The following is a 21,405-nucleotide window of genomic DNA, read 5'->3' as shown; positions in this document are numbered from 1 at the left end:
AGGATGGCTAATCCTGAATTCACGCCTGTAGAGTAGAAGGAGCCGACTCCCTACGTAGAAGCAGGAAGTAAGTTTTAAGTGTCCGAGATGTCATTCTTGTCCGCTTTATGTCAATCTTATGTAGCAGTTGAAACAGGATAAATCAAAAGGCGATCGCCCTTAAGCGATGCCCCATCCCTTGTGGCGCGGGCTTCCCGCCCGCCATTTATATCAATTCCGGTTGTGTCGGAATGATTTAACCGCGAAGGCGCTAAGGACGCGAAGGAAGAGAAGAGAGAGTTTAATACAGGACGATGAAGACAGGATTTTATATTACCTGCTGTTAAAACAAGAACGATCGCTACTCAAAAAAATAAGGTGAGCCTCAGCCCACCTTACTAAGATTATTTAACTGTCACCAACTCGGCCGGCAACCTTTTAAACGCCAACCTTTCATTCTCGATATCCACAAAAATCGTATCCCCATCTATAAAATCTCCTCGCAAAATACCCTTCGCCATTTGCGTTTCCAACTCCCGTTGAATTCCCCGCTTCAAAGGCCGCGCACCATACACCGGGTCGTAGCCTATTTCTGCTAAGAAATCAAGAGCAGATTCCGACAATTTTAGAGACATTTTGCGATCGGCCAAACGTTTTTCCAACCGCTTAATTTGCAATAGCACAATCTGGCGCAATTCTGGCTTAGTCAAACTGTGGAAAATAATCATTTCATCAATCCGGTTCAAGAATTCCGGGCGGAAAGTTCCCCGCATCGCTTCCATCACCCGACTCCGCATTTGTTCCTCATCTCCCCCTACATCTAAAATGTATTGAGAGCCGACATTCGATGTCATAATAATCACAGAATTCTTAAAGTCAACTGTGTGACCTTGAGCGTCGGTAACGCGGCCGTCATCGAGAATTTGCAGCATGATATTGAAGACATCCGGGTGTGCTTTCTCGATTTCATCGAATAGAATCACCGAGTAAGGACGGCGGCGCACAGCCTCAGTTAACTGTCCACCTTCATCGTAGCCGACGTATCCCGGAGGCGCACCAATTAAGCGAGAAACTGCGTGTTTCTCCATGTATTCCGACATATCAATGCGCACGATCGCCTCTTCTGTATCAAACAGATAAGACGCTAAGGCTTTAGCTAATTCGGTTTTGCCCACACCCGTGGGGCCGAGGAATATAAAACTAGCAACGGGACGGTTGGGATCGGCTAAACCTGCGCGCGATCGCTGAATGGCATCTGCAACCGCAGTCACCGCTTCATCCTGACCAATTACCCGCTTGTGCAGTTCATCTTCCAAGTGCAGAAGTTTCTGCATTTCCGATTCAACTAACTTACTAATCGGAATTCCCGTCCACTTAGAAATGATTTCGGCAATGTCCGATTCAGTGACTTCTTCCCGCAGCAGAGTTTGACCTGTAGTTTGAGTTGCTGTTAGTTGAGATTCTGCTTCTTGCAGTTGTTTTTGCAACTGAGTTAAGGTTCCATATTTCAATTCAGCAGCCCGGTTGAGGTCGTATTTCAACTCAGCTTGTTGAATTTCAATATTCACCTTGTCGATTTGTTCTTTGATTTTTTGAATGCTACCAATGACACCTTTTTCCGATTGCCATTGAGCATTCAAACCGCTTTGCTGTTCTTTGAGGTTGGCTAAGTCTTTTTCCAGTCTTTCCAAACGTTCAATGGAAGCAGCATTGCTTTCTTTTTGCAGCGAGAGTCTTTCCATTTCTAGCTGCAAAATTTTGCGGTCGATTTCGTCTAGTTCTTCCGGTTTGGATGTAATCTCCATTTTGAGTTTAGCCGCCGCTTCGTCCACTAGGTCAATGGCTTTGTCTGGCAAAAAGCGATCGCTAATATATCTGGTTGACAAAGTAGCCGCCGCCACTAGGGCGCTGTCGGAGATTTTCACGCCGTGGTGTACTTCGTAACGTTCCTTCAAACCGCGCAGAATCGACACAGTATCTTCTACTGTTGGTTGGTCAACGTAAACCTGTTGAAAACGGCGTTCTAGGGCTGCATCTTTTTCCAGATATTTGCGGTATTCATCGAGAGTTGTAGCGCCGATACAGCGCAATTCTCCCCTCGCTAACATCGGTTTCAATAAGTTGCCTGCATCCATGGAACCTTGGGTAGCACCGGCACCGACAACGGTGTGAATTTCATCGATAAATAAGATGACTTTCCCGTTGCTGTCCATCACTTCTTTGAGGACTGCTTTCAAGCGTTCTTCAAATTCTCCTCGGAATTTTGCACCGGCAATTAATGCGCCCATATCTAAGCTGATTAATTGTCTGTCTTTGAGAGATTGGGGGACATCTCCGGTGATAATTCGCTGGGCGAGTCCTTCGGCGATGGCGGTTTTTCCTACTCCCGGTTCTCCGATTAATACGGGGTTGTTTTTGGTGCGTCGGCTCAATATTTGAATCGTGCGGCGGATTTCGTCATCTCGTCCGATGACTGGATCGAGTTTGCCTTGACGGGCTGCTTCGGTCAAGTCTCGGCCGTATTTTTCCAGCGCTTCGTATTTGCCTTCTGGATTTTGGTCGGTCACTTTGTTGTTCCCCCGGACTTGGGTAATTATTTCTTTGAGTTTGGCTTCATTTAGTTTAAATTCTTGTAACAGATTTTTGCCAAAGCGATCGTCTTTGACGTATCCTAGTATCAGGTGTTCGACGGAAATAAATTCATCACCATAATCTTTGCGGTAAGCTTCGGCCCGATCGAGTAAAGTGTCGAGAGAACGGCCGAGATAAACATTGTTGGTACTACCAGAGATTTTCGGCTGGCGGCTGATAAACTCATCGGTACGATCGCGAAATTTGGCTAATGATACGCCTGCTTTATTAAATAGGCTGCTAGCTAGTCCCGATTCTTGTTCCAGCAAAGCTTTCATCAAGTGTTCGCTTTCTAGCTGCTGCTGCTGGGCTGCTTTGACGAGTTCGGGAGTCCGAGACAGGGCTTCCCAGGCTTTTTCGGTAAATTGGTTTGGATTATTGGGTTGCATAAATTTTAATTCCCTGAATTCACAAAGAGCGATGCTTAGCGAGGCTAATGCTCGATCGCCCGTATAATTGTCATTGTAGGGAGTTAGTGGCGATCGGGCGATCGGTATTCCGCTATCTGAAGATAGGATTTCCGTCCTTTCTGGCAGTGAAGTTTTACAATACTTGCATCGTCACCCGTTCTGGGAGGCTGACAGTAAAAGTTGAACCTTTACCATCTTGGCTTTCGACACTAATTTCGCCACCCAAAATTTGACACAAACGTTGACTAATTGTCAATCCCAAACCAGTCCCTCCATACTTGCGAGTAGTTGAAGCATCGGCTTGAATAAAAGGCTTAAATATCTGCTGCAATTGCTCCTCTGTCATCCCTATGCCAGTGTCGCTGACTCGAAAGACTAAAACTTGAGCAGTATAGTATGAATTAGAGATAGAATCTTCCTTATTTTTAGTCCTTTTTATCGGTCGGAGTTTGTCAATTTTCATTCTTTCTACCCCAATGGTAATCACACCTTTTTCGGTGAATTTGGCGGCGTTGCTGAGCAAGTTGAGCAGAATTTGGCGCACTTTGGGCTGGTCGGCGTACATCGTACCTAGTTCACCTTCGGTTTTTAGTGCTAAAGCATTGCCTTTTTTTTCTACTAATGGTTGAGCCGTAGTCATCACTTCTTCAATCATTGTGGCTACATCGAAGTTTTCTAAATAAAGGGTGACGTGACCGGCTTCAATTTTGGAAATATCCAGGATATCGCTAATCATATCCAACAGGTGTTTGCCTGCTGTTTGAATTTTTTGTAAGTCGGGCAGAAAGTCTTCAGAACCGGAATCTTGAGCATCTTCTTGCAGCATTTCGCTGTAGTTGATGATGGCGTTGAGGGGGGTACGCAGTTCGTGGCTCATGTTGGCCAGAAATGCACTTTTGGAGCGGTTGGCTGCTTCGGCTGCTATTTTCGCTTCCTGCAAGTCTTCTGTATATTCTGCTACTCGTTGAATGAGTTCGTTGAGGGAAATTGCTAGCAGTCCTACTTCGTCGGGATTGGTGACAGGCGCTTGTAGGTCAAAGTTCGATTCTTCGGTAACTCGCTGAGCGATGAGGGTGGTGGCTTCTAGGGGGCCGGCGATCGCACCGCTGGTGTATGCTGCTAACATGGCTGCGATCGCTGCTGATATTCCTAGAGAACAGACGAGAATTAGAGTTCCCAGTTTTTCAGCTTGGTCATAGGTTCTGAATACTTCGTCTGCTTTGTCGCGAAAAGTACCCGCTAGTTGGGCGGAATCCTGGGAAAATTTTTCCAGTTTAAAAGCGCTGTCGCCTGTGGCAAAATTATTCCAGTTGCGCTCGAACACCTGCCGCTGTTTAGGATTCAAATCAGATAATTTCCCATTCCCTAATAGTTTCTGGACTTGTTGGAAGTAAGTTTCTACTGCTTTATTGTTGGCTTTAGCGAACTCTTGAATTTTTTGATAATCTGGGACTAAGCCGTGATTTGAAGTCCGCGGGAGGCTTTGCAGTTGTTCTAGTTCTGCGCTCATCTGAGCCACGCGACTGAGAAAGTCCGAGCGTTCGCGATCGAAAATTTGCGGTTTTTTCGTCAGACTCACCAGCAACAACTGGTGAATCCTGACTTCCTGGGCGATATTATTAAGGTTGGTCAAGATTTCAGCTTTGTCTCGCTCGATCGCCAGTTGTTCCCTAACCTGGTGTTTGCAATAGGATTCCACTGCCCGTCCCGTCACCGCGCCCAACATAGCAATACTAATGACCAAGGCGTATCCGCAGCCGATTTTCTGCCTGATACCCAAGCGACTGAATAGATGCTTTAACCCTGTTTGAGGAGGGTTCTGGAGTTGATTTTTCAAGATTAAAGTTAAAGACATGGGCAATGTACTCGTTACCCAGAAAGGCACTACCTAAATTGTAATTGATGGCAGCCTGACCGTAAATAAGTTGTTAGTCGATCGACAAATTTCGTGATTTATGGGGTCCTTGCATAATTCCGCTACCTGCTCTACTTGACATTTTGCGAAATTCATGGGTGTGGTTAACTGTGGACTGTTAACCAAAATCTGTCTGTGTAAAAAGCCCCCGCAGTTAATGTAAAATCCCCCGCACCTGACGACAGGGGGAGGAGCTGAAAATTTGCAACTTTCCTCTACTGGCAAACTCGAAATTGTGCTAGCTCAGGAGGAATTTTGGAAGCATTAGGTATGCTCGCATTGGCGGGAGCGAAGATTCCCATACCGAAACTACAACCCTCTGCTTTTGTACATTCCCCAGGCTTAGCGGTGATTTGATATTCACCTTGGGATGGAGGAGTAAAAGAGATTGTGGCGAGTTCGCCTGCCTTTTGACTGGTGGCGATTTCCTTACCGTTGACATCGGTGAGAGTTAGGTTTAAATCCTGGCAATTGCCGTCACAGGTAGCTGCAAAAACATACTCTACATCTGGATGTAGCGTCGCTCTAAAAGGAGAGGACACTTGTTTACGAACAGTGCCAAATAAAGGCACAAATACTAATTTTTTACCTTGGGATTTTCGCTGTTCAATTTCTGTTTTTAAGCGACAAGTAACAGTTTTTTGCTCGTTAGTGAGTTCTTGGGCGATCGCCTTTCCTACCATTGCCGTACCCAGCAGCAGTGCGATACCAGAAATAACCAGATGTTTGGTATTCATTGATGTCCCCTAAAGCTAATTTGTGGGTGATTGCAATAGACTGCTTTTGTCAGCAATCTATTGAGTTATCTGGAGCCTATCACATTTGTTGGGAATTGGCCAAACAGGGAATTGGGAATTGGGGATTTGACTAATGACTCAATCATTTCTTACGAAAATCCCAAGCTGGCACAAACTTGGAATCTCCCCAAACGCCGCGGCGATTTTTCTTAGCTGCTGCTTCGGCTTGTTCCAGAATACTGGCGCTGGGACAGTTTTTTAAGTAAGGACGATAAACCATTGCTAGTCCTTCGCTAGTCAAAACTTCTTGCACAAATGTGCCGTTTGGTAAGCGAACTTCGCTGATTTGGCGTCCGTAGCGATCGGTATCGGTGACAGTCAAAACCACTCGATCGCCTCCTTGTTTCACTAGCTGCTGTGTTCTTTGTTGCGCTAAATTTCCCCATTTAAATTGATTTTTTTGGGCTGCTGCTTTGCTATTCTTTTCAGCATTTGTGTGGGGAACTTCCGGTGCATCTACACAGGCAAAACGCACTTTGATATCTTTGCCAGTGCTGTCACTGGCGACAAGGGTATCGCCATCGCTCACTCGTTTGACAGCATAGTTATTTGCTGCTATTTTTTGGGGACATCCGAATAGTAACAATACCATACTTAAGGTCATCAATCTTGTCATTACTCGGAAAATAGTCATTTTTCTTTGATTCATAGTTCTCGGTTTTTATTTAGTTTCCATCCAATTTTGACCCGCGTGGATGTCAACTATCAATGGTACACTCAAAGGTAGGGCATTTTCCATAGCATCTTTGATTTTTGGCTGCAATTCTTCCCATTCCTGGGGAGGTACTTCAAAGATTAATTCGTCGTGAACTTGCAGCAGCAATCGCGCCTGATAGTTTTGCAAAACTTGGTTGACTTCTATCATGGCAAGTTTAATGATATCAGCACTGGAGCCTTGGATGGGAGCGTTGGCTGCCGCCCGCAAAGATTGGGCGTCATCTCGGCTGAGAGATTTAAGTCTATCGGGGTGGATGTCTTCGGGGTTAGTGCCTTTTAAGTCGCTGAGGCGATCGAAGTTTAAGTAACGGCGGCGGCCGAGTATGGTGGAAACATAGCCAAGGGCGATCGCCTCTTTTTTGACTTTCTCCAAATATTCAAATACTTGACTATAACGCTGGTTAAATCGTTCAATAAACTTTTTACCATCGGCGGCGCTTTTGCCCATAGATTTGCCAAACTTAATCGCCCCCATCCCATAAATTACCCCAAAATTAATCGTTTTGCCAAACCGTCTTTCATCCGGCGTAACTTCTGCTTTTTCAAATAATAATTGAGCCGTGACTGTATGCACATCTCTGTTATTTTGATAAGCTTCAATTAACACAGGTTCTTGACTCAAATGAGCTAAAATTCGCAGTTCAATTTGAGAATAGTCAGCCGACACCATCAGCCAACCTGATTCTGGTAAAAAAGCCTTGCGAATTTGTCGCGAAAATTCGGTACGGATGGGAATATTCTGTAAATTTGGATTGGAAGAAGAAAGCCTGCCCGTCCCGGTAGCAGTCTGGTTAAAATCTGTATGCACTCGCCCGGTATCTGCACGCACTAACTGGGGCAAAGCATCCACATAGGTAGATTTCAATTTGGATAATGTTCGGTGTTCTAATAAATCATCTACAATCGGGTGGTCTCCTTGGAGTTTATCCAAAACAGCGGCATCGGTGGAGTATCCTGTTTTGGTTTTGCGAGATTTTTTTTGAAACTCTTCTGGGATTTTTTCTAATAAGATTTCGCTTAGTTGTTTTGGGGAAGCTAAATTGAACTTTCTCCCCGCTGCTTCATAGGTGTTTTCTTCGAGTTGGGCTAATCTCTGTTCTAGTTGTTGTGAGAGTTCTTGCAGATAGGCTGAATTAATGCGAATGCCACGAAGTTCCATTTCGGCTAAAATTGGTTCTAGGGGCTGTTCGACATCGAGCAGTAATCGATGTAAAGATTTTTTAGATGGCGCATCGCGATCGGCTTCATCTAATTCTGCTCTCAGTTTATCTACTAATTGAAATGTGGTGTACACATCCATGCCGCAGTAGTCTGCTACTTCGGGAATGCTGATGTCAGCAATTGTTTTGTGTTTCGGTACTAATTCTTTGTAGCTTTTGGCGACAATGCCTAAGTATTTCCTGGATAATTCGCTGAGGCTGTGGCTGGTTTCGGGATTGAGTACATAACTGGCTAGCATGGTGTCGAAGATGACTCCTGTTAGTTTAATTCCCTGACAGCGGAAGATGAGGCGATCGAATTTAGCATTTTGCAGCGCTTTGGGATAATTTTCGCTTTCTAAAATCGGACGCAAAGTATTTAAAACTGTGGTTTTATCTAAGTTTTGGCCTGTTTTATGTCCGGTTGGGATATAGGCTAAATCTTGTTCGCCGGTTCCCCAACAACAGCCAATTCCAACTAATTCGGCGTCTCGTGGTTCTAAGGCGGTGGTTTCGGTATCCCAGGCCACTGGTGTTGTTTTGTCTGTGCGGGTTTCCAGCAGTTTGACTAATTCATTTAACTGTTCTATGTTTTGAATTATCCGGGGTTTGATTGGTAATTTGTTTGCTTCCTGGGCTGTTGTTGTATCAGCATAACTCCAAAACCAGAGGTCTTCTGAATTTTCAAGAGCTACAGGTAAGTTTTCTGTGGCACTGTCATTGGTATTTATAGTAACAGGTAAGTTTTCTGTTCCACTGTTGGAGGAGACTGCTTCTTGGTTATTGCTGATTGGTTCTGCTTTCTCTTCTACACCGCCGAAACGTTGTTGAATTTGTTTGACTTTGCTTAAAAATGTCTTAAATTCTAATTTTTCTAGCATCGGTATCAATGCTGCTTCATCAAAACCTTTGAGCTGGCAATTTTCTAGTTCTACTTCTAAGGGAACGTCTTGGACGATGGTTGCCATGTGCTGAGAATGATAGGCTGCTGCTTTTCCTTCTTCTAATTTTTTCTTGGTGGCTCCTTTGATTTCGTCTATCGCTGCATAAATTCCGTCCAGGGAGTTGTAAGTAGTTAGGAGTTGGATGGCGGTTTTGTCGCCAATGCCTTTGACTCCGGGAATGTTGTCGGATTTGTCGCCGCAGAGGGCTTTGTAATCTATTACTTGTTGGGGCAATATGCCGAGTTTTTCTTGGACTTGTTCGGGACCGTATTCTTGGGATTTGCCTTTTCCCGATCGCCTTAATTCATCTGTGCTTAAGTATAAAACACTGATTTTTTTAGCGGTGTCTACTAATTGAAATAAATCTCGATCGCCCGTGAGGATTTTGACCTCATAACCGGAGGTGCTGGCTTTGTTGGCCAAAGTTCCTAAAACATCGTCGGCTTCGTAGCCCGGAGCGGTGATCGCTGGTAAGTTTAAATAGCCCAGGAGTTCTTGGAGGTTTTGCAAATCGGGGATAAAATCTTCTGGGGTTTCGGCGCGGCCGGCTTTGTAGGTTTCGTCGGCTTCGTGGCGAAAGGTGGGTGTGGCGGTGTCAAAGGCGATCGCCATGTATTCTGGTGCGATCGCCGCCATGACTTCCAACAGAGACTTAAGAAAGCCGAAACAGACGCTGGTGGGAATGCCGGTGCTAGTTCGCAAACCTCCATCTCGACTTTTGGCAAAGGCGAAGTAGGAGCGAAAGGCCAAAGAGTGGCCGTCAACTAGGATGAAGGTGGGTGTTTGATTGGCGGACACTGGCACTGAGGGCGATCGCACGAAAGTATTTTCTCATTGTAGCGAGTTGTCGCCTCATCGTTCCTCAAGGATGAATCGATTTATTCCGACTCAGTAATTCTCAAGTTCCACATCCCCAATCTGAAATTTATTGGCTGTGCAGCTTGCCTGAGAATAGTGGAAGATATGAAGTACGATCGCACTTTTTCCAGATCGAAGTTTATGGCTGACATTGACCAATACTATGCAATCCTAGAAATTGAGCCTGGAGCTTCCTTAGAACAAGTTAAGCAAGCTTACAGAGATTTGGCCTTTGTGTGGCATCCCGATCGCTTTGCCCACAACGATCGGCTGCAACAAAAAGCTCAACAAAGATTAGCAGAGATTAATCAAGCTTACGAGCAATTGGTGTCGTTTCTGAGTCAGCCGGAATTAAAAGCGATCGAACCTGCGTTTGAGACAGCAGCAACTCCTGGACCTGTACGTGAAAAACTCAACAGAAGGGGCTTTATTAAGCCAAAAACTAGGGCAAATCTCAAAAAAAGTCAAAATTCTCCAAAAGCTACCTCAAAAAGACAAAAAGGATTTAAAGCTGAAAACCCTCAACGGTTTTCAGGGCGGCGTGGCAATCTCTACACTCCCAGCCATGCCCAGGCTATCTCGAACCGGAAACAACAATTTTCGATTCCATATTCAAAACCGCGAAACTTTGTTACTCCCAGGCGACAATCTCCCAAATATTCTGGCTTTCCTTGGTGGCCGCTGGCGATCGCCTTTGCCAGTTATGCTTTGACTAGCTGGATTTTGACGAAATCTGCCGTCCCGCTATGGATGTGGACTTTAATCTGTGGTGCTGATGGGCTGTGGGCGGTGATTTTGGTGGCGGAGGGTTCAGTAACAGCGAGAGTTTGGTTGGCGGCTTTTGTTTTAGCTGGGGCGGTGGGGGGGTCGATCGCAGGTTTTCAGGCGGGAGGCGCAATCACAGGGATGGTTTGGGCTCTGGTTGGGGCTGGCTTGGGGGCGATCGCCACTTCTGAGGCTGAGTCTAGGGCTGTGGCTGGTGTGTTGGCTGTGGCGGGAGTCGCGACAGTGACGGGATTGATGGCTGGAACTGCTTCTGGGGATTGGATCAGGACGATGGCGGGGGGTATCTGTTGGGGGGTTGTGGGCTTGCTGTGTGGGCTGATGGGGGAAGTATCTGTTAATTCTGACAGCCCTAGGGGGCTTGTAGGTTTAATTGGCTTGGGAGTTGGGGCGATCGCGGGTGCGGTGGCGTTGACTGGTGCCGAGAATCTGGGTTTAGCTTTGGTAATGGCGGGTTCTAAGGCTGTCTATGGGGCTTGGGTGGCGATCGGGATTATTGCTGGAGTTGTGGCGAGGATGGTGGCCGCCGAAAGGTCGATCGTCTCTGGGAATGGGTTTTACACCTCTATTCTGTTAGTGGCTACTTCTGGTTGTGGACTGTGGTTGGGAAATTGGTTAGCCGAGCAATTTTAGGGATTTTTTTGAATTTATTTTAAATGCCAGTGTTTACCGCTTTTCAACAGCGCTTCAAACTCATCCTGGGGCAAAGCCTTGCTGAAAAAATAGCCCTGAATTTCGTCACAATCGTGAGTACACAAAAAAGCCAGTTCCTGTTCATTTTCTACCCCCTCAGCCACCACCTTCATATTCATCGAGTGTGCCATTTGAATAATCGCGATCGTAATCGCTGCATTCTGACGATCCTCTGTAATATTCCGAATAAAACTCTTATCTATTTTCATCACATCAAAGGGAAACCGCTTGGAATAACTTAAGGAGGCATATCCCGTCCCAAAATCGTCAATTGCCACCCTAATTCCCATTTTTTTCCACACACTAAAAGCTTGGGCTACTGCCGTTTCATCTTGCAACACCAGACTTTCCGTCAATTCTAATTCCAGATATTTAGGGTCGAGACCAGTTTTTGTTAATATTTGACTGACTCTTTGCGTCAGATTTTTTTGATCGAATTGGCGGGCTGACACGTTGACTGCTACTCTTAGCGGACCCAAACCCTGGGCTTGCCAAGCTTGAGTTTGCCTACAAGCCGTCTCTAATACCCATTCCCCCAAAGGCGCAATCAAGCCCATTTCTTCCGCCATGGGAATGAATTCTCCAGGGGAAACCCGTCCCATTTCTGGATGGTTCCAACGCACTAAAGCTTCTGCACCTACTATTTTTCCACTCTTTATTTCTACTTTCGGCTCATAGTAAACTTCAAACTCAGACCGTTTTAAAGCATTACGAAGACTAATTTCTTGAGCTAGTTTATTAATAGAATGAGCTGCAATATTTCGGGCATGAAATTGATAATTATTTCCACCTTTTTCCTGAGCATAGTACATAGCTGTATAAGCATTTTTTAGCAAATTATCTGCATCCCTACCATCGGCGGGATACAAAGAAATACCCATACTAGCCGTGACGTAAACTTCGCTGCTTTCTACCATGATGGCTTGGGCGACAATTTCCAAAATGCTTTGAACAATCTTGGCCGCATCCTGTTTATCTTTAACAGGTTCGAGAACCAACGCAAATTCGGCTGCTTCCAAACGAGCCGCCAGATTAATTTTGTTTGTACAGTTATTCAGCCGCTGAGCAATACTGCAAATTACTAAATCACCAATATGGTGTCCCAAGGTACTATTAATCCGGTTAATTCTATCTAAGCTGAGAGTCACCACCGGAATGAATTCTGACAATTCTGTTTTTTCCTTTAATAGCTGACTTAGCTTCTCTTGAAGCAAGGAACGATTTGGTAGATTTGTCAAGCTATCATAGTGATGTCGGTGGAGGGCTATTTGAATAGTTGTGTGCAAGTTTTTTTCTTCAAATGGTTTGACGATGTAACCAAAAGGTTTAGTAGAATTGACTCGTCGCAAAGTATTTTCATCGGCATAAGCTGTGAGGTAAATCACTGGGATTTGGAAGCGAGACCTAATTTTTTCTGCCGCGGTTATCCCGTCTATTTTTCCTTGTAAATTCACATCCATTAACACTAAATCTGGTCGCACTTCTGATGCGGCTATAATCGCTTCTTCCCCAGAATAAACAATCGCAGTTACTTGATATCCCAGACTTGTTAAACTGTCGAAAAGATCTTCAGCAATGATGCTTTCATCTTCGACTATCAGTATTTTATTATTTGACATGAGGTTGGCTCTCCTAGTGGATTTGTGGTTGTGAAAATGTTATTTTAAAAACTGTCCCGGCAGTTTTTAAAAGTTCTATATTTCCCCGAATTTGCTTAACCAAAGATACTACTAAACGCAAGCCCAATGTGCGAGAATTTTTATAGTCTAATTCTTTGGGTAAACCAATGCCGCTGTCGCTAACGACTAGCACACAAACCCTGTCATCATCGAAACTAAAGTCTATTTGAATTGTACCTTGATTTGGCTCTGGGAAAGCATACTTTAGCGAATTTGTCACGAATTCGTTGATAATTAGTCCGCAAGGAACTGCGGTGTCAATATTCAAAAAACATGGTGCAATATTGGTTTGTAATTTAATTCCTTTGGCATTAATTTCATAGGCTTGGAATAAATTTTTGGCTAAGTTGTGGATATAATCAGCAAAGTCAATCTTTGATAAGTCTTTGGATTGATACAATTGCTCGTGAACCAGGGCCATTGATCTGACACGGTTTTGGCTTTCTTTGAGCATTTCAGTAACGTGGCTATCTTGAATATAGCGAGACTGAAGTTTTAGCAAACTGGAAATAACTTGCAGGTTGTTTTTGACGCGGTGATGAATTTCTTGGAGTAGCACTTCTTTTTCGGCGAGGGAAGCTTTGATTTGCTCTTCATCTCGCTTGCGGTCCGTAATGTCGCGCACTACTGCTTGTAAGAATTTTTCTCCATTAATTTCCATGCTGTTTAACAGCACTTCTGCGGGAAATTCTGAACCGTCTAGTCGTTTGTGAACCCAGTCAAATCGACAGCTTCCTGTTGCCATGGCTGTGGCTATTTTTTGTTTGGAAAGAGTCTTTGAATCTTCTCCGTTAGGCTGAAATGGTGGAGATAAATCCCTGGGATGTTTACCAGAGAAATCTTCTTTTTTGCTACAGCCAAACATTTTTAAGGTAGCGAAGTTGCAATCAAAAAATATCTCTTCATTTAGCAACATTACTGCGTCGCTGGTGGCTTCATAAAGGCTCCTAAATTTGTGTTCTGATTCTTGCAAGGAAGCAATTAACTTGGTTTTTTGAGCCTCGGCGCGTTTGCGATCGGTAATGTCGATTCCTACAGACACTGCTGCGGTTCCTTGATGATATTTTTGAGCGACTATTAAATAGTTGCGCAGGGAGCCGTTAATTTCTATTTCTATTTCTTGGGATGTTTCCCGATCTGAACTTTCAAAAAATTGCCGCAGTAGTTGTCCAAAGTTAGATCCTCGTTCGAGAAACCCTATTTCTTCACCAACAAAGCTTTCAGGAGAACGCTTGAATGAAGTTGCTAAGTGCTGGTTGACTCCTATATACCGCAAATCTGAATCCATCCAAGAAATTAATCCCGGTACGGCATTTAAAACTGCCCAAAGTTGGTCTGTTGTTTTTTCTAGAGCTTCTTCCGATCGCTTGCGATCGCTAATATCTGTCGCCGTACCAGTTAGTCCTAAAATAGTGCCGTTTTCGGCTTGGTTAACGATGCTGTTTACCCGCAGGTGAACGGGAGTGCCGTCTTTGCGAAGATGTACTGTTTCGTAAGCATAGTTAGGTGCTGGGGGCTGAAGGCTGGTGTTATCTAAAAGTTGTTCAAATATTTGTATTTGTAAGGGTTTGTGTTCGGGAAGCAAAAATTCCGTGAAACTGCGCCCGATCATTTCTGGTGGTTCATAACCGTAGATGCGTTCCGCGGCGGCATTGACAAAGGTTAACAAGCCTTGAATATCGACGGACCAAATTAATTCTTGGGAGGTTTGGACGAGATTGCGGTACTTTTTTTCGCTTTCGTAAAGTGCTGCATGAAAGTTTTTTGTTTGCTGCTGAAGCTGGCGTTGTAATTCTTGATTTGCTTTTTGCAATGCCAATGGCGATCGCGCTCCATCCCCTATTTCCGTAGAAACACCGACAGCACCGACAACTTCGCCTTGGGAATTGTATACAGGTGTCGATCGAATTTCGTATATTAAATCCCCCTGTTGGGCATTCCAATACCGCGAGTTTCCCGCCAATACCCAAGTCATATTTTCATAGATATCTGGATGGTGATTGTAAACTTCAAAAATCGAGGTTCTGGTGAGTTCTTCTGGCGAAAAACCCAAATTTTCTCGTCCTTTGCCTTCGGCAAGCGTTAATTTGCCGTTTTTGTCTGTCGCCCATAGCAGAATCGGAGCAACACCTATCGCTCTTTGCCAAGTCTCGTTGGCTGTTTTGAGGCGATCGATTTCCCCTTGAAGTTGCTCGCGGGTGTTGTTTAATTCTGCTGTTAGCTGCTCTACTATGAGCTGCAAGTTAGTAGTAGTGTCTGGCATTTGCGCCCTCGCACAGGAGCAATAGCTTGATTGGTTAGACTGTGACATAGTTTCTGTGAGATGCACTCTGATTTTTAGGCAAGCCTATTTTTTAAGCATAAACTTTTCCTGTCAACTCTTACGGTTAACTGGGATACTCATTTTGTAAATCAAGGATATTATAAAGCTTGTTTAAAGCAATTAGGAGTTACCTGTCGTGGCGCTGTTGTGATCCCAATCGATCGACAACAGGCTAAATCATTACTGGTAATCAGTATTTTTACGTCTATTATGGGTAGGCTTGCCAAAATCAATTCGGTAATCTTCACCTTTTGTCTATCCCAAAATTGTAAAGTTATGATTAATGTGCGTAAATATACTGAATATAGTCATTAGTTATTAGTTATTAGTTATTGGTTATTAGTTATTCGTCAACTGCGGCGCGCCGTGTCCTTCCACCCTTCGGCTACGCGGTTAGACCACCGGAGTCGAAGGGTCAACTGTCAACTGTCAACTATTTTCCCTACAAATCAGCAGCGTGCTGCTTCAATTCATCCAAAGAAACGTATTCCAAAGTTAAGGCATGAGTCGCTGACAAAACCACCTTGGGTGCAACTCCAGCATCCATCGCTTCTTTCCAGCGTGACGCACATAAACACCAGCAATCCCCTGGTTTTAAACCGGGAAAATTAAATGCTGGGACGGGAGTTATCAAATCATTTCCCCTCGACTTGCTGAATTGCAAAAAATCTGCTGTCAATTGAGCGCAAACTGTGTGAGCCCCATAGTCGCCACCACCAGTATTGCATTTGCCATCTCGATAATATCCCGTCATGGGCGACGTGCAGCAAGTTTCTAATTTTCCACCCAACACATTTGTAGCTTCTGTCACAATTCCCACTCCTTGATAAAATATTCTCTCTAAATTATACCGATAAAAATGTTAGAGATTTTTGCTCATGGCAAAGTTGATAAATTTTTGCCCTCTCCGTGCTACCTCTTGTTGTTTAATTACCACAAAGTTTTGGTTTTCAAAGAAAGGTTTGGCTGTAATACTGGCTTCGGTAAATATTGTTTTTAGTCCTAATTCTTTGGCTTGTGCTTCAATCTGTGCTAATATTTTTGTGCCTACTCCTTTCCTTTGAAAGTCCTTGTGACAGTAAAAGCAATCGATATGGCCGTTGGTTTCTAATTCTCCAAAACCTATAATTGTCTCACCTTCTGTCGCTACAAAGGTAAATTTATTGCTTAAACTTTTGACCCAATTTTCCCGGTCGATGTCAACAGGAGCCCAAGCGTCTACTTGTGCTTTTGTGTAATCCTGGATATTTACTTGGTGTACGGTTTCATAAAACAGTTTGATAATTTGTTCGGTATCCCCTATTTCGTAGTTTCTGACTTTCATAGTTGGTTTCCAGAGGGTGCAAAAAGGCGATCGATACAGTTGGATTAATTTCTGCCACTTCCATTGACTCAAATAATTTTACTGTACCTCTTGACAAAATATACCACTTTGTGCAAGATTAATTATAACAAATGTTCGATATACAAAAACCTAACTCAACAGCTAAACCTAAGCTAATACTTAGGTTATAGTATATCGGATGTTCGATATAGTAATATGTTTCGATCGATTTTAAATTTTCGATAACCTAGGATCTAAAATCCACCATTTCAGATCGATCGACCTTATGCCAAAGATCGTTGACCACGAACTCTACCGCAAACAACTGTTGAACCAATGCTTTGAGATCTTTGCCGAAAAAGGCTATTCCTCAGTAACAATGCGTGAAATAGCCTCAGAAATTGGAGTTTCTACAGGCACGCTTTACCACTATTTCCCAAGTAAAGAAAGCCTATTCGATCAATTAATTGAATATTTGAGCTATGAAGATACAAAAGAAGAAGCGCTGGCGGAATTAGGAAATCCACCAACCCTAGCCGAAAAGATTGAAAAACTGATGGAATATGTCTGTAAAAGTGAGGATTATATTGTCAAAAGTTTGTCAATTACTTTTGATTTTTGTCATCACAAAACTCGGCAAGAGGTTGAAAGTAATCAGGCTCTTCAGGAAGCAGGAAAGCGTTATGAAGAAGCCGTAGGCTGCTACTTAGGCATCTCCAATCCAGAAATTCCGATATTTATCATCAACTATGTTGATGGTTTGTTGGGAAGAAGATTTTATCAAGGTGAAAGGATTTCTTTCACGGAACAAGCGAATTTATTAAAAGAGATGTTGGTCGCTTATCTAGAAAAAACCAAGGGAAATAGAGGAGATATATGAACTTTCAAGATTACATCAAACCTCACAATCGATTGCTAACGGGATTAGTAATTGCTGGCGCTTTAATTAGCGTGGGTACTGCTTTTTACGGAATTTCTCAGTCGGGAATTATCAGTGAAAGTGCTGAACCTTTGCCTGTGGAAACAACTCCTCCAGCTAGGAAAATAACCGCTTTAGGAAGATTGGAACCCCAAGGAGAAGTGATTCGGTTGGGAGTATCGCAAAATCTCAATGGCGATCGCATTTCCCAGATTTTAGTCAAAGAAGGCGATGCGGTGAAAGCTGGGCAGTTAATCGCAATTTTGGATGCAGGCGATCGGCTAAAATCTGCCTTAGACGAAGCCAAAGAAAAAGTAAAAGTTGCCGAAGCAAATTTAGCAAAAGTCAAAGCCGGTGCAAAATCAGGAGAAATTGCAGCACAATCAGCGACAATTGGCAAGCTAACAGCAGAATTGCAAGGGAATCAAACAGCACAACAAGCAACAGTCGATCGCCTCCTTGCCCAATGGGAAGGAGACAGAAGCGCCCAGCAAGCAACAATAAACAGAATCAGCGCCCAGTGGGAAGGAGAAAAGAAAGCTCAAACAGCAACTATTAGCCGCATAAATGCACAGTGGAAAGGAGAAAAACAAGCACAAATAGCAGCGATTAACAAGTTGCAAGCAGAGTTAAATAATGCACAATCTGAATACGTGCGAAATCAACAACTTGTGGTTGAAGGTGCAATTTCTAAATCCGTAATGGATACCAAAAAGCTAGCAGTAGAAACCAACAGCCAGCAAGTTAAAGAAGCTCAAGCAAATCTCAGCAGGATTAATAGTACAGCAACAGAGCAACTTGAAGAAGCCCAAGCCAATCTCGATCGAATCAACAATACAGCCAAACAGCAACTGAAGGAAGCCGAAGCCAATCTTGCCAGAATTAATAATACAGCCAAACAGCAGCTAAATGAAGCCGAAGCCAATCTCAAACGCATCAAAGGAAGTGGTAGCCAACAACTAGAAGAAGCGAAAGCCACTCTCGAAAAAATAGCCGAAGTACGCCCGGTGGACATAGAAGCAGCCGAAACAGAAATCAATAGTGCGATCGCCCAAGTCAAGCTTGCCCAAGCGGAATTAAATCAAGCTTATATCCGCACCCCAACTCCCGGAAAAATCCTCAAAATTCATACTCGCCCCGGCGAAAAAATTAGCGATGAAGGAATTGTCGATGTAGGAAAAACTGAGCAAATGGTAGTAGTAGCCGAAGTTTATCAAACTGATATTAGTAAAATAAAAGTCGGTCAAAAAGCAAATGTCACCAGCCAAGCATTTCCCGGAGAATTGCCAGGAGTTGTTCAAGAGATTGGATTGAAAGTCAGCAAACAAAATGTGTTTAGCAACCAACCGGGAGAAAACTTGGACAGCCGAGTAGTGGAAGTAAAAATTCACTTGAATTCTGAAGGTAGCAAACAAGTTGAAGGGTTGACAAACTTGCAGGTAATGGTAGCAATTCAGAAAGACTAAAGTCCCGAATCCGAACCTTTAAGGATGGCAAGTTATGGCAGAATTTGGTCCAGATCAAAACCTACCTTATCCCATGATAGACCAGTCGCGGGTAGGTTTTATCAAAAACTTTGTGAAATCGCCTAATATTATGGTCGGGGATTACTCATACTATGACGATCCGAATGGTCCTGAACACTTCGAGGAAAATGTACTTTACAACTACGGAGACGACAGATTAATTATTGGTAAATTTTGTGCGATCGCCACCAATGTCAAATTCATCATGAATGGTGCTAACCACAAATTGGACGGCATTTCAACCTATCCTTTTCCAATTTTTGGCAAGGGTTGGGAAACGGCCATGAATTTATTAATGGAACTGCCAAGTAAAGGAGATATTGTGATTGGTAATGATGTGTGGATTGGTTACGAAGCAGTGATTATGCCAGGAGTCAAAATCGGTGATGGTGTGGTGATTGCAGCGAAATCTGTGGTGGTAAAAAATGTTCCGGCTTACACCATTGTCGGTGGAAATCCCGCAGGTATAATCAAACAGCGTTTCAGCGATGCTGAAGTTGCACAACTATTAGAAATTAGGTGGTGGGATTGGCAAATTGACAAGATTACGCGCCATATTAACTTGATTATGAACAGAGATATTCAAGCACTGATAGATGCGGAATAAAAGGGAGCATCCCGATTTGGTAAGGGCGAAGCATGGCCGCTGTAAATCTCAGGCGCGAGCTAATAAATTGTCTGCGGTCATGCTTCGCCCCTACGAATAACCAATAACCAATAACCAATAACCAATAACCAATAACCAATAACCAATTCCCCATTCCCCATTCCCAAATTATATGTTTCGTAAAACACCCCTTGCATGGTTGCAAGTAACCAGAGAAAAAACCCGCCTTGCAGTTGCCATTGCCGGCATTGCCTTTGCAGATATCCTAATCTTCGTGCAACTAGGATTCCGAGATGCACTTTTCGATTCGGCCATCAAACCGCACCAAAGTTTACAAACAGACTTAGTGTTAATCAATCCTCAATTTGAAACATTTGCTGCGGTAAAAAGTTTCAAAAGAGATAGATTATACCAAGCCCAAGGATTTGAAGGAGTCAAATCTGTAACTTCTTTGCATATTGATATTGGGCGGTGGCGAAATCCCACCAATCGCACTACGAGAGCAATTTTAATTTTTGGAGTAGATCCGGGAAACATAACATTTAATTTGCCAGATGTCAACAAACAACTCGATAAAATTCAAATGTTTAATCATGCCTTATTCGACCAATCTTCGAGACCTGAATATGGCGATATTGCCCAAATTATCCAGAAAGAATCCAGCCTTGAAACTGAACTAAATAAACGCAACATTCAAGTATCGGGTTTATTTACCCTGGGCACTTCTTTCACGGCTGATGGGAATGTCATAGTCAGTGACTCCACATTCATGAACTTATTTCCCGAAAGGAAAACCGATGAAATTGATGTGGGTTTAATCACCCTTAAACCTGGTGCAGATATCAAAAAAGTCCAGTCTATGCTACAAGCAACTTTACCCAATGATGTTAAAGTTTTAACCTTAGCAGAATTTGCGGAAATCGAGAAAGCTTACTGGGCAAATGCTACCCCCATCGGCTTTATTTTTGGATTTGGCACTATCATCGGATTTATTGTGGGTCTAATTATTGTTTACCAAATTCTTTACTCCGATGTTTCCGACCACTTGGCAGAATATGCTACTTTAAAAGCAATGGGATATAGCGATCGCTATTTAGTAGGAGTCTTAATTCAAGAAGCTCTACTATTAGCAGTTTTAGGTTTTCTGCCAGGAATTGTTATCGCGAATGGAATGTATTCTCTCGCACAATCTGCCACTTTATTACCAATTATAATGACCACAAACCGAGCAGTTGTTGTGTTAGGTTTGACGATTGTGATGTGTACAGGTTCCGGTGCGATCGCTCTTCGGAAACTTCAATCAGCAGACCCCGCAGACATCTTTTAATCAGCGCTAATTTTCGGTAAATTTTGCCCCAAAAATCCCCATGGAAACCCTAAATCTCCCTGCTGAAACAACCACGACAACCGAACCAGTAATTTCCGTCAAAAACCTCAATCACTACTTCGGTCAAGGGTCCCTCAAAAAACAAGCCTTATTTGACATAAATCTGGATATCAACCCAGGAGAAATAGTAATTATGACGGGGCCATCCGGTTCCGGGAAAACAACGTTATTAACCATGTTAGGAGGCTTGCGTTCTGCCCAGGAAGGGAGTCTCAAAATTCTCGGACAAGAAATAGTCTCGGCTAGCAAAAATAAATTAACCAAACTGAGAAAGCAAATTGGGTATATTTTTCAAGCACATAATCTGATGACATTTTTGACAGCCAAGCAAAACGTGCGAATGTCTTTGGAATTGCATAAAGAAATGCTAAATCAGAATATGGATGCTTTGTCCATAGCAATGTTAGAAGCAGTGGGTTTGGGAGAGAGGGCTAATTATTACCCCGAAAATTTGTCAGGAGGACAGAAACAAAGAGTGGCGATCGCCCGTGCGTTAGTCAGCCATCCTAAAATAGTATTAGCCGATGAACCCACTGCTGCTTTAGACAAAAAATCCGGGCGAGATGTGGTAGAAATTATGCAGAAACTAGCCAAAGAACAAGGTTGCACAATTTTGCTTGTCACCCACGACAATCGTATTTTGGATATTGCCGATCGCATTATTTACATGGAAGACGGGCATTTAGTCACAAATCTGGCAGATTAAAGTCATGA

At 43.5% G+C, this 21,405-nt stretch carries 16 protein-coding genes; 6 read left to right on the top strand and 10 right to left on the bottom strand.

The window, feature by feature from the left end; all coding sequences use genetic code 11:
• Window positions 1-383: 383 nt before the first annotated feature.
• The 6 genes from clpB to AAFP14_RS14095 form a co-directional block, all read right to left on the bottom strand.
• A complete protein-coding gene (clpB, locus tag AAFP14_RS14120) occupies window positions 384-2,999 on the bottom strand; it encodes an ATP-dependent chaperone ClpB (protein WP_341732880.1) in 2,616 nt (871 codons plus the stop codon).
• 154 nt (window positions 3,000-3,153) lie between these two features.
• Entirely contained in the window at window positions 3,154-4,875 is a 1,722-nt protein-coding gene (locus AAFP14_RS14115) for a sensor histidine kinase (protein ID WP_341732879.1), read from the bottom strand.
• A 275-nt stretch (window positions 4,876-5,150) separates the two neighbouring features.
• Window positions 5,151-5,672 (bottom strand): hypothetical protein, encoded by a 522-nt coding sequence (locus tag AAFP14_RS14110; protein ID WP_341732878.1) that lies wholly within the window; start codon window positions 5,670-5,672, stop codon window positions 5,151-5,153.
• Between the two features lie 142 nt (window positions 5,673-5,814).
• Entirely contained in the window at window positions 5,815-6,381 is a 567-nt protein-coding gene (locus AAFP14_RS14105) for a thermonuclease family protein (RefSeq protein WP_341732877.1), read from the bottom strand.
• Window positions 6,382-6,393: 12 nt separating this feature from the next.
• The gene (gene polA, locus AAFP14_RS14100) at window positions 6,394-9,411 is read right to left on the bottom strand and encodes a DNA polymerase I (protein WP_341732876.1); all 3,018 of its coding nucleotides are present in this window, start codon (window positions 9,409-9,411) and stop codon (window positions 6,394-6,396) included.
• 59 nt (window positions 9,412-9,470) lie between these two features.
• On the bottom strand, window positions 9,471-9,602 hold the full coding sequence (locus AAFP14_RS14095) for a hypothetical protein (protein ID WP_341732875.1): 132 nt from the start codon (window positions 9,600-9,602) through the stop codon (window positions 9,471-9,473).
• On the opposite strand from AAFP14_RS14095, the gene AAFP14_RS14090 reads away from it, so the two are divergent.
• A complete protein-coding gene (locus AAFP14_RS14090; protein ID WP_341732874.1) occupies window positions 9,592-10,866 on the top strand; it encodes a J domain-containing protein in 1,275 nt (424 codons plus the stop codon). The genes AAFP14_RS14095 and AAFP14_RS14090 overlap by 11 nt on opposite strands.
• Window positions 10,867-10,880: 14 nt before the next feature.
• Here AAFP14_RS14090 and AAFP14_RS14085 read toward each other — a convergent pair whose 3' ends face one another.
• The 4 genes from AAFP14_RS14085 to AAFP14_RS14070 form a co-directional block, all read right to left on the bottom strand.
• On the bottom strand, window positions 10,881-12,545 hold the full coding sequence (locus AAFP14_RS14085) for a putative bifunctional diguanylate cyclase/phosphodiesterase (RefSeq protein ID WP_341732873.1): 1,665 nt from the start codon (window positions 12,543-12,545) through the stop codon (window positions 10,881-10,883).
• Window positions 12,546-12,558: 13 nt separating this feature from the next.
• Window positions 12,559-14,868: a PAS domain-containing sensor histidine kinase gene (locus tag AAFP14_RS14080; RefSeq protein ID WP_341732872.1), complete on the bottom strand. Its 2,310-nt coding sequence runs from the start codon at window positions 14,866-14,868 to the stop codon at window positions 12,559-12,561.
• Between the two features lie 502 nt (window positions 14,869-15,370).
• Window positions 15,371-15,742 (bottom strand): DUF2237 family protein, encoded by a 372-nt coding sequence (locus AAFP14_RS14075; RefSeq protein ID WP_340524759.1) that lies wholly within the window; start codon window positions 15,740-15,742, stop codon window positions 15,371-15,373.
• A gap of 48 nt (window positions 15,743-15,790) precedes the next feature.
• On the bottom strand, window positions 15,791-16,252 hold the full coding sequence (locus AAFP14_RS14070) for a GNAT family N-acetyltransferase (protein WP_341732871.1): 462 nt from the start codon (window positions 16,250-16,252) through the stop codon (window positions 15,791-15,793).
• A 286-nt stretch (window positions 16,253-16,538) separates the two neighbouring features.
• On the opposite strand from AAFP14_RS14070, the gene AAFP14_RS14065 reads away from it, so the two are divergent.
• The 5 genes from AAFP14_RS14065 (at window position 16,539) to AAFP14_RS14045 (ending at window position 21,397) form a co-directional block, all read left to right on the top strand.
• On the top strand, window positions 16,539-17,132 hold the full coding sequence (locus AAFP14_RS14065) for a TetR/AcrR family transcriptional regulator (protein WP_341732870.1): 594 nt from the start codon (window positions 16,539-16,541) through the stop codon (window positions 17,130-17,132).
• The gene (locus AAFP14_RS14060) at window positions 17,129-18,637 is read left to right on the top strand and encodes an HlyD family efflux transporter periplasmic adaptor subunit (RefSeq protein WP_341732869.1); all 1,509 of its coding nucleotides are present in this window, start codon (window positions 17,129-17,131) and stop codon (window positions 18,635-18,637) included. The genes AAFP14_RS14065 and AAFP14_RS14060 overlap by 4 nt, the downstream gene beginning before the upstream one ends.
• Window positions 18,638-18,671: 34 nt before the next feature.
• Window positions 18,672-19,304, top strand: coding sequence for a CatB-related O-acetyltransferase (locus AAFP14_RS14055; RefSeq protein ID WP_341732868.1), 633 nt, complete (start codon window positions 18,672-18,674; stop codon window positions 19,302-19,304).
• A gap of 172 nt (window positions 19,305-19,476) precedes the next feature.
• Window positions 19,477-20,631 (top strand): ABC transporter permease DevC, encoded by a 1,155-nt coding sequence (gene devC / locus AAFP14_RS14050; RefSeq protein ID WP_341732867.1) that lies wholly within the window; start codon window positions 19,477-19,479, stop codon window positions 20,629-20,631.
• Between the two features lie 40 nt (window positions 20,632-20,671).
• Window positions 20,672-21,397 carry a DevA family ABC transporter ATP-binding protein gene (locus tag AAFP14_RS14045; RefSeq protein ID WP_341732866.1) on the top strand — a complete coding sequence of 242 codons (726 nt, stop codon included), beginning with the start codon at window positions 20,672-20,674 and terminating at the stop codon, window positions 21,395-21,397.
• The last annotated feature ends 8 nt before the right edge of the window (window positions 21,398-21,405 follow it).

The sequence above is a fragment of the Microcoleus sp. EPA2 genome (assembly GCA_020882975.1).
GTDB lineage: Bacteria > Cyanobacteriota > Cyanobacteriia > Cyanobacteriales > Microcoleaceae > Microcoleus.
This window is presented reverse-complemented; position numbering and strand designations above follow the sequence as displayed.

Excerpts from the sequence above, each read along its gene's own strand:
- clpB (WP_341732880.1), bottom strand. The coding sequence starts at position 2,999 with ATGCAACCCAATAATCCAAACCAATTTACCGAAAAAGCCTGGGAAGCC.
- AAFP14_RS14115 (WP_341732879.1), bottom strand. The coding sequence starts at position 4,875 with ATGTCTTTAACTTTAATCTTGAAAAATCAACTCCAGAACCCTCCTCAA.
- AAFP14_RS14110 (WP_341732878.1), bottom strand. The coding sequence starts at position 5,672 with ATGAATACCAAACATCTGGTTATTTCTGGTATCGCACTGCTGCTGGGT.
- AAFP14_RS14105 (WP_341732877.1), bottom strand. The coding sequence starts at position 6,381 with ATGAATCAAAGAAAAATGACTATTTTCCGAGTAATGACAAGATTGATG.
- AAFP14_RS14090 (WP_341732874.1), top strand. The coding sequence starts at position 9,592 with ATGGCTGACATTGACCAATACTATGCAATCCTAGAAATTGAGCCTGGA.
- AAFP14_RS14095 (WP_341732875.1), bottom strand. The coding sequence starts at position 9,602 with ATGTCAGCCATAAACTTCGATCTGGAAAAAGTGCGATCGTACTTCATA.
- AAFP14_RS14085 (WP_341732873.1), bottom strand. The coding sequence starts at position 12,545 with ATGTCAAATAATAAAATACTGATAGTCGAAGATGAAAGCATCATTGCT.
- AAFP14_RS14080 (WP_341732872.1), bottom strand. The coding sequence starts at position 14,868 with ATGCCAGACACTACTACTAACTTGCAGCTCATAGTAGAGCAGCTAACA.
- AAFP14_RS14070 (WP_341732871.1), bottom strand. The coding sequence starts at position 16,252 with ATGAAAGTCAGAAACTACGAAATAGGGGATACCGAACAAATTATCAAA.
- AAFP14_RS14065 (WP_341732870.1), top strand. The coding sequence starts at position 16,539 with ATGCCAAAGATCGTTGACCACGAACTCTACCGCAAACAACTGTTGAAC.
- AAFP14_RS14060 (WP_341732869.1), top strand. The coding sequence starts at position 17,129 with ATGAACTTTCAAGATTACATCAAACCTCACAATCGATTGCTAACGGGA.
- AAFP14_RS14055 (WP_341732868.1), top strand. The coding sequence starts at position 18,672 with ATGGCAGAATTTGGTCCAGATCAAAACCTACCTTATCCCATGATAGAC.
- devC (WP_341732867.1), top strand. The coding sequence starts at position 19,477 with ATGTTTCGTAAAACACCCCTTGCATGGTTGCAAGTAACCAGAGAAAAA.
- AAFP14_RS14045 (WP_341732866.1), top strand. The coding sequence starts at position 20,672 with ATGGAAACCCTAAATCTCCCTGCTGAAACAACCACGACAACCGAACCA.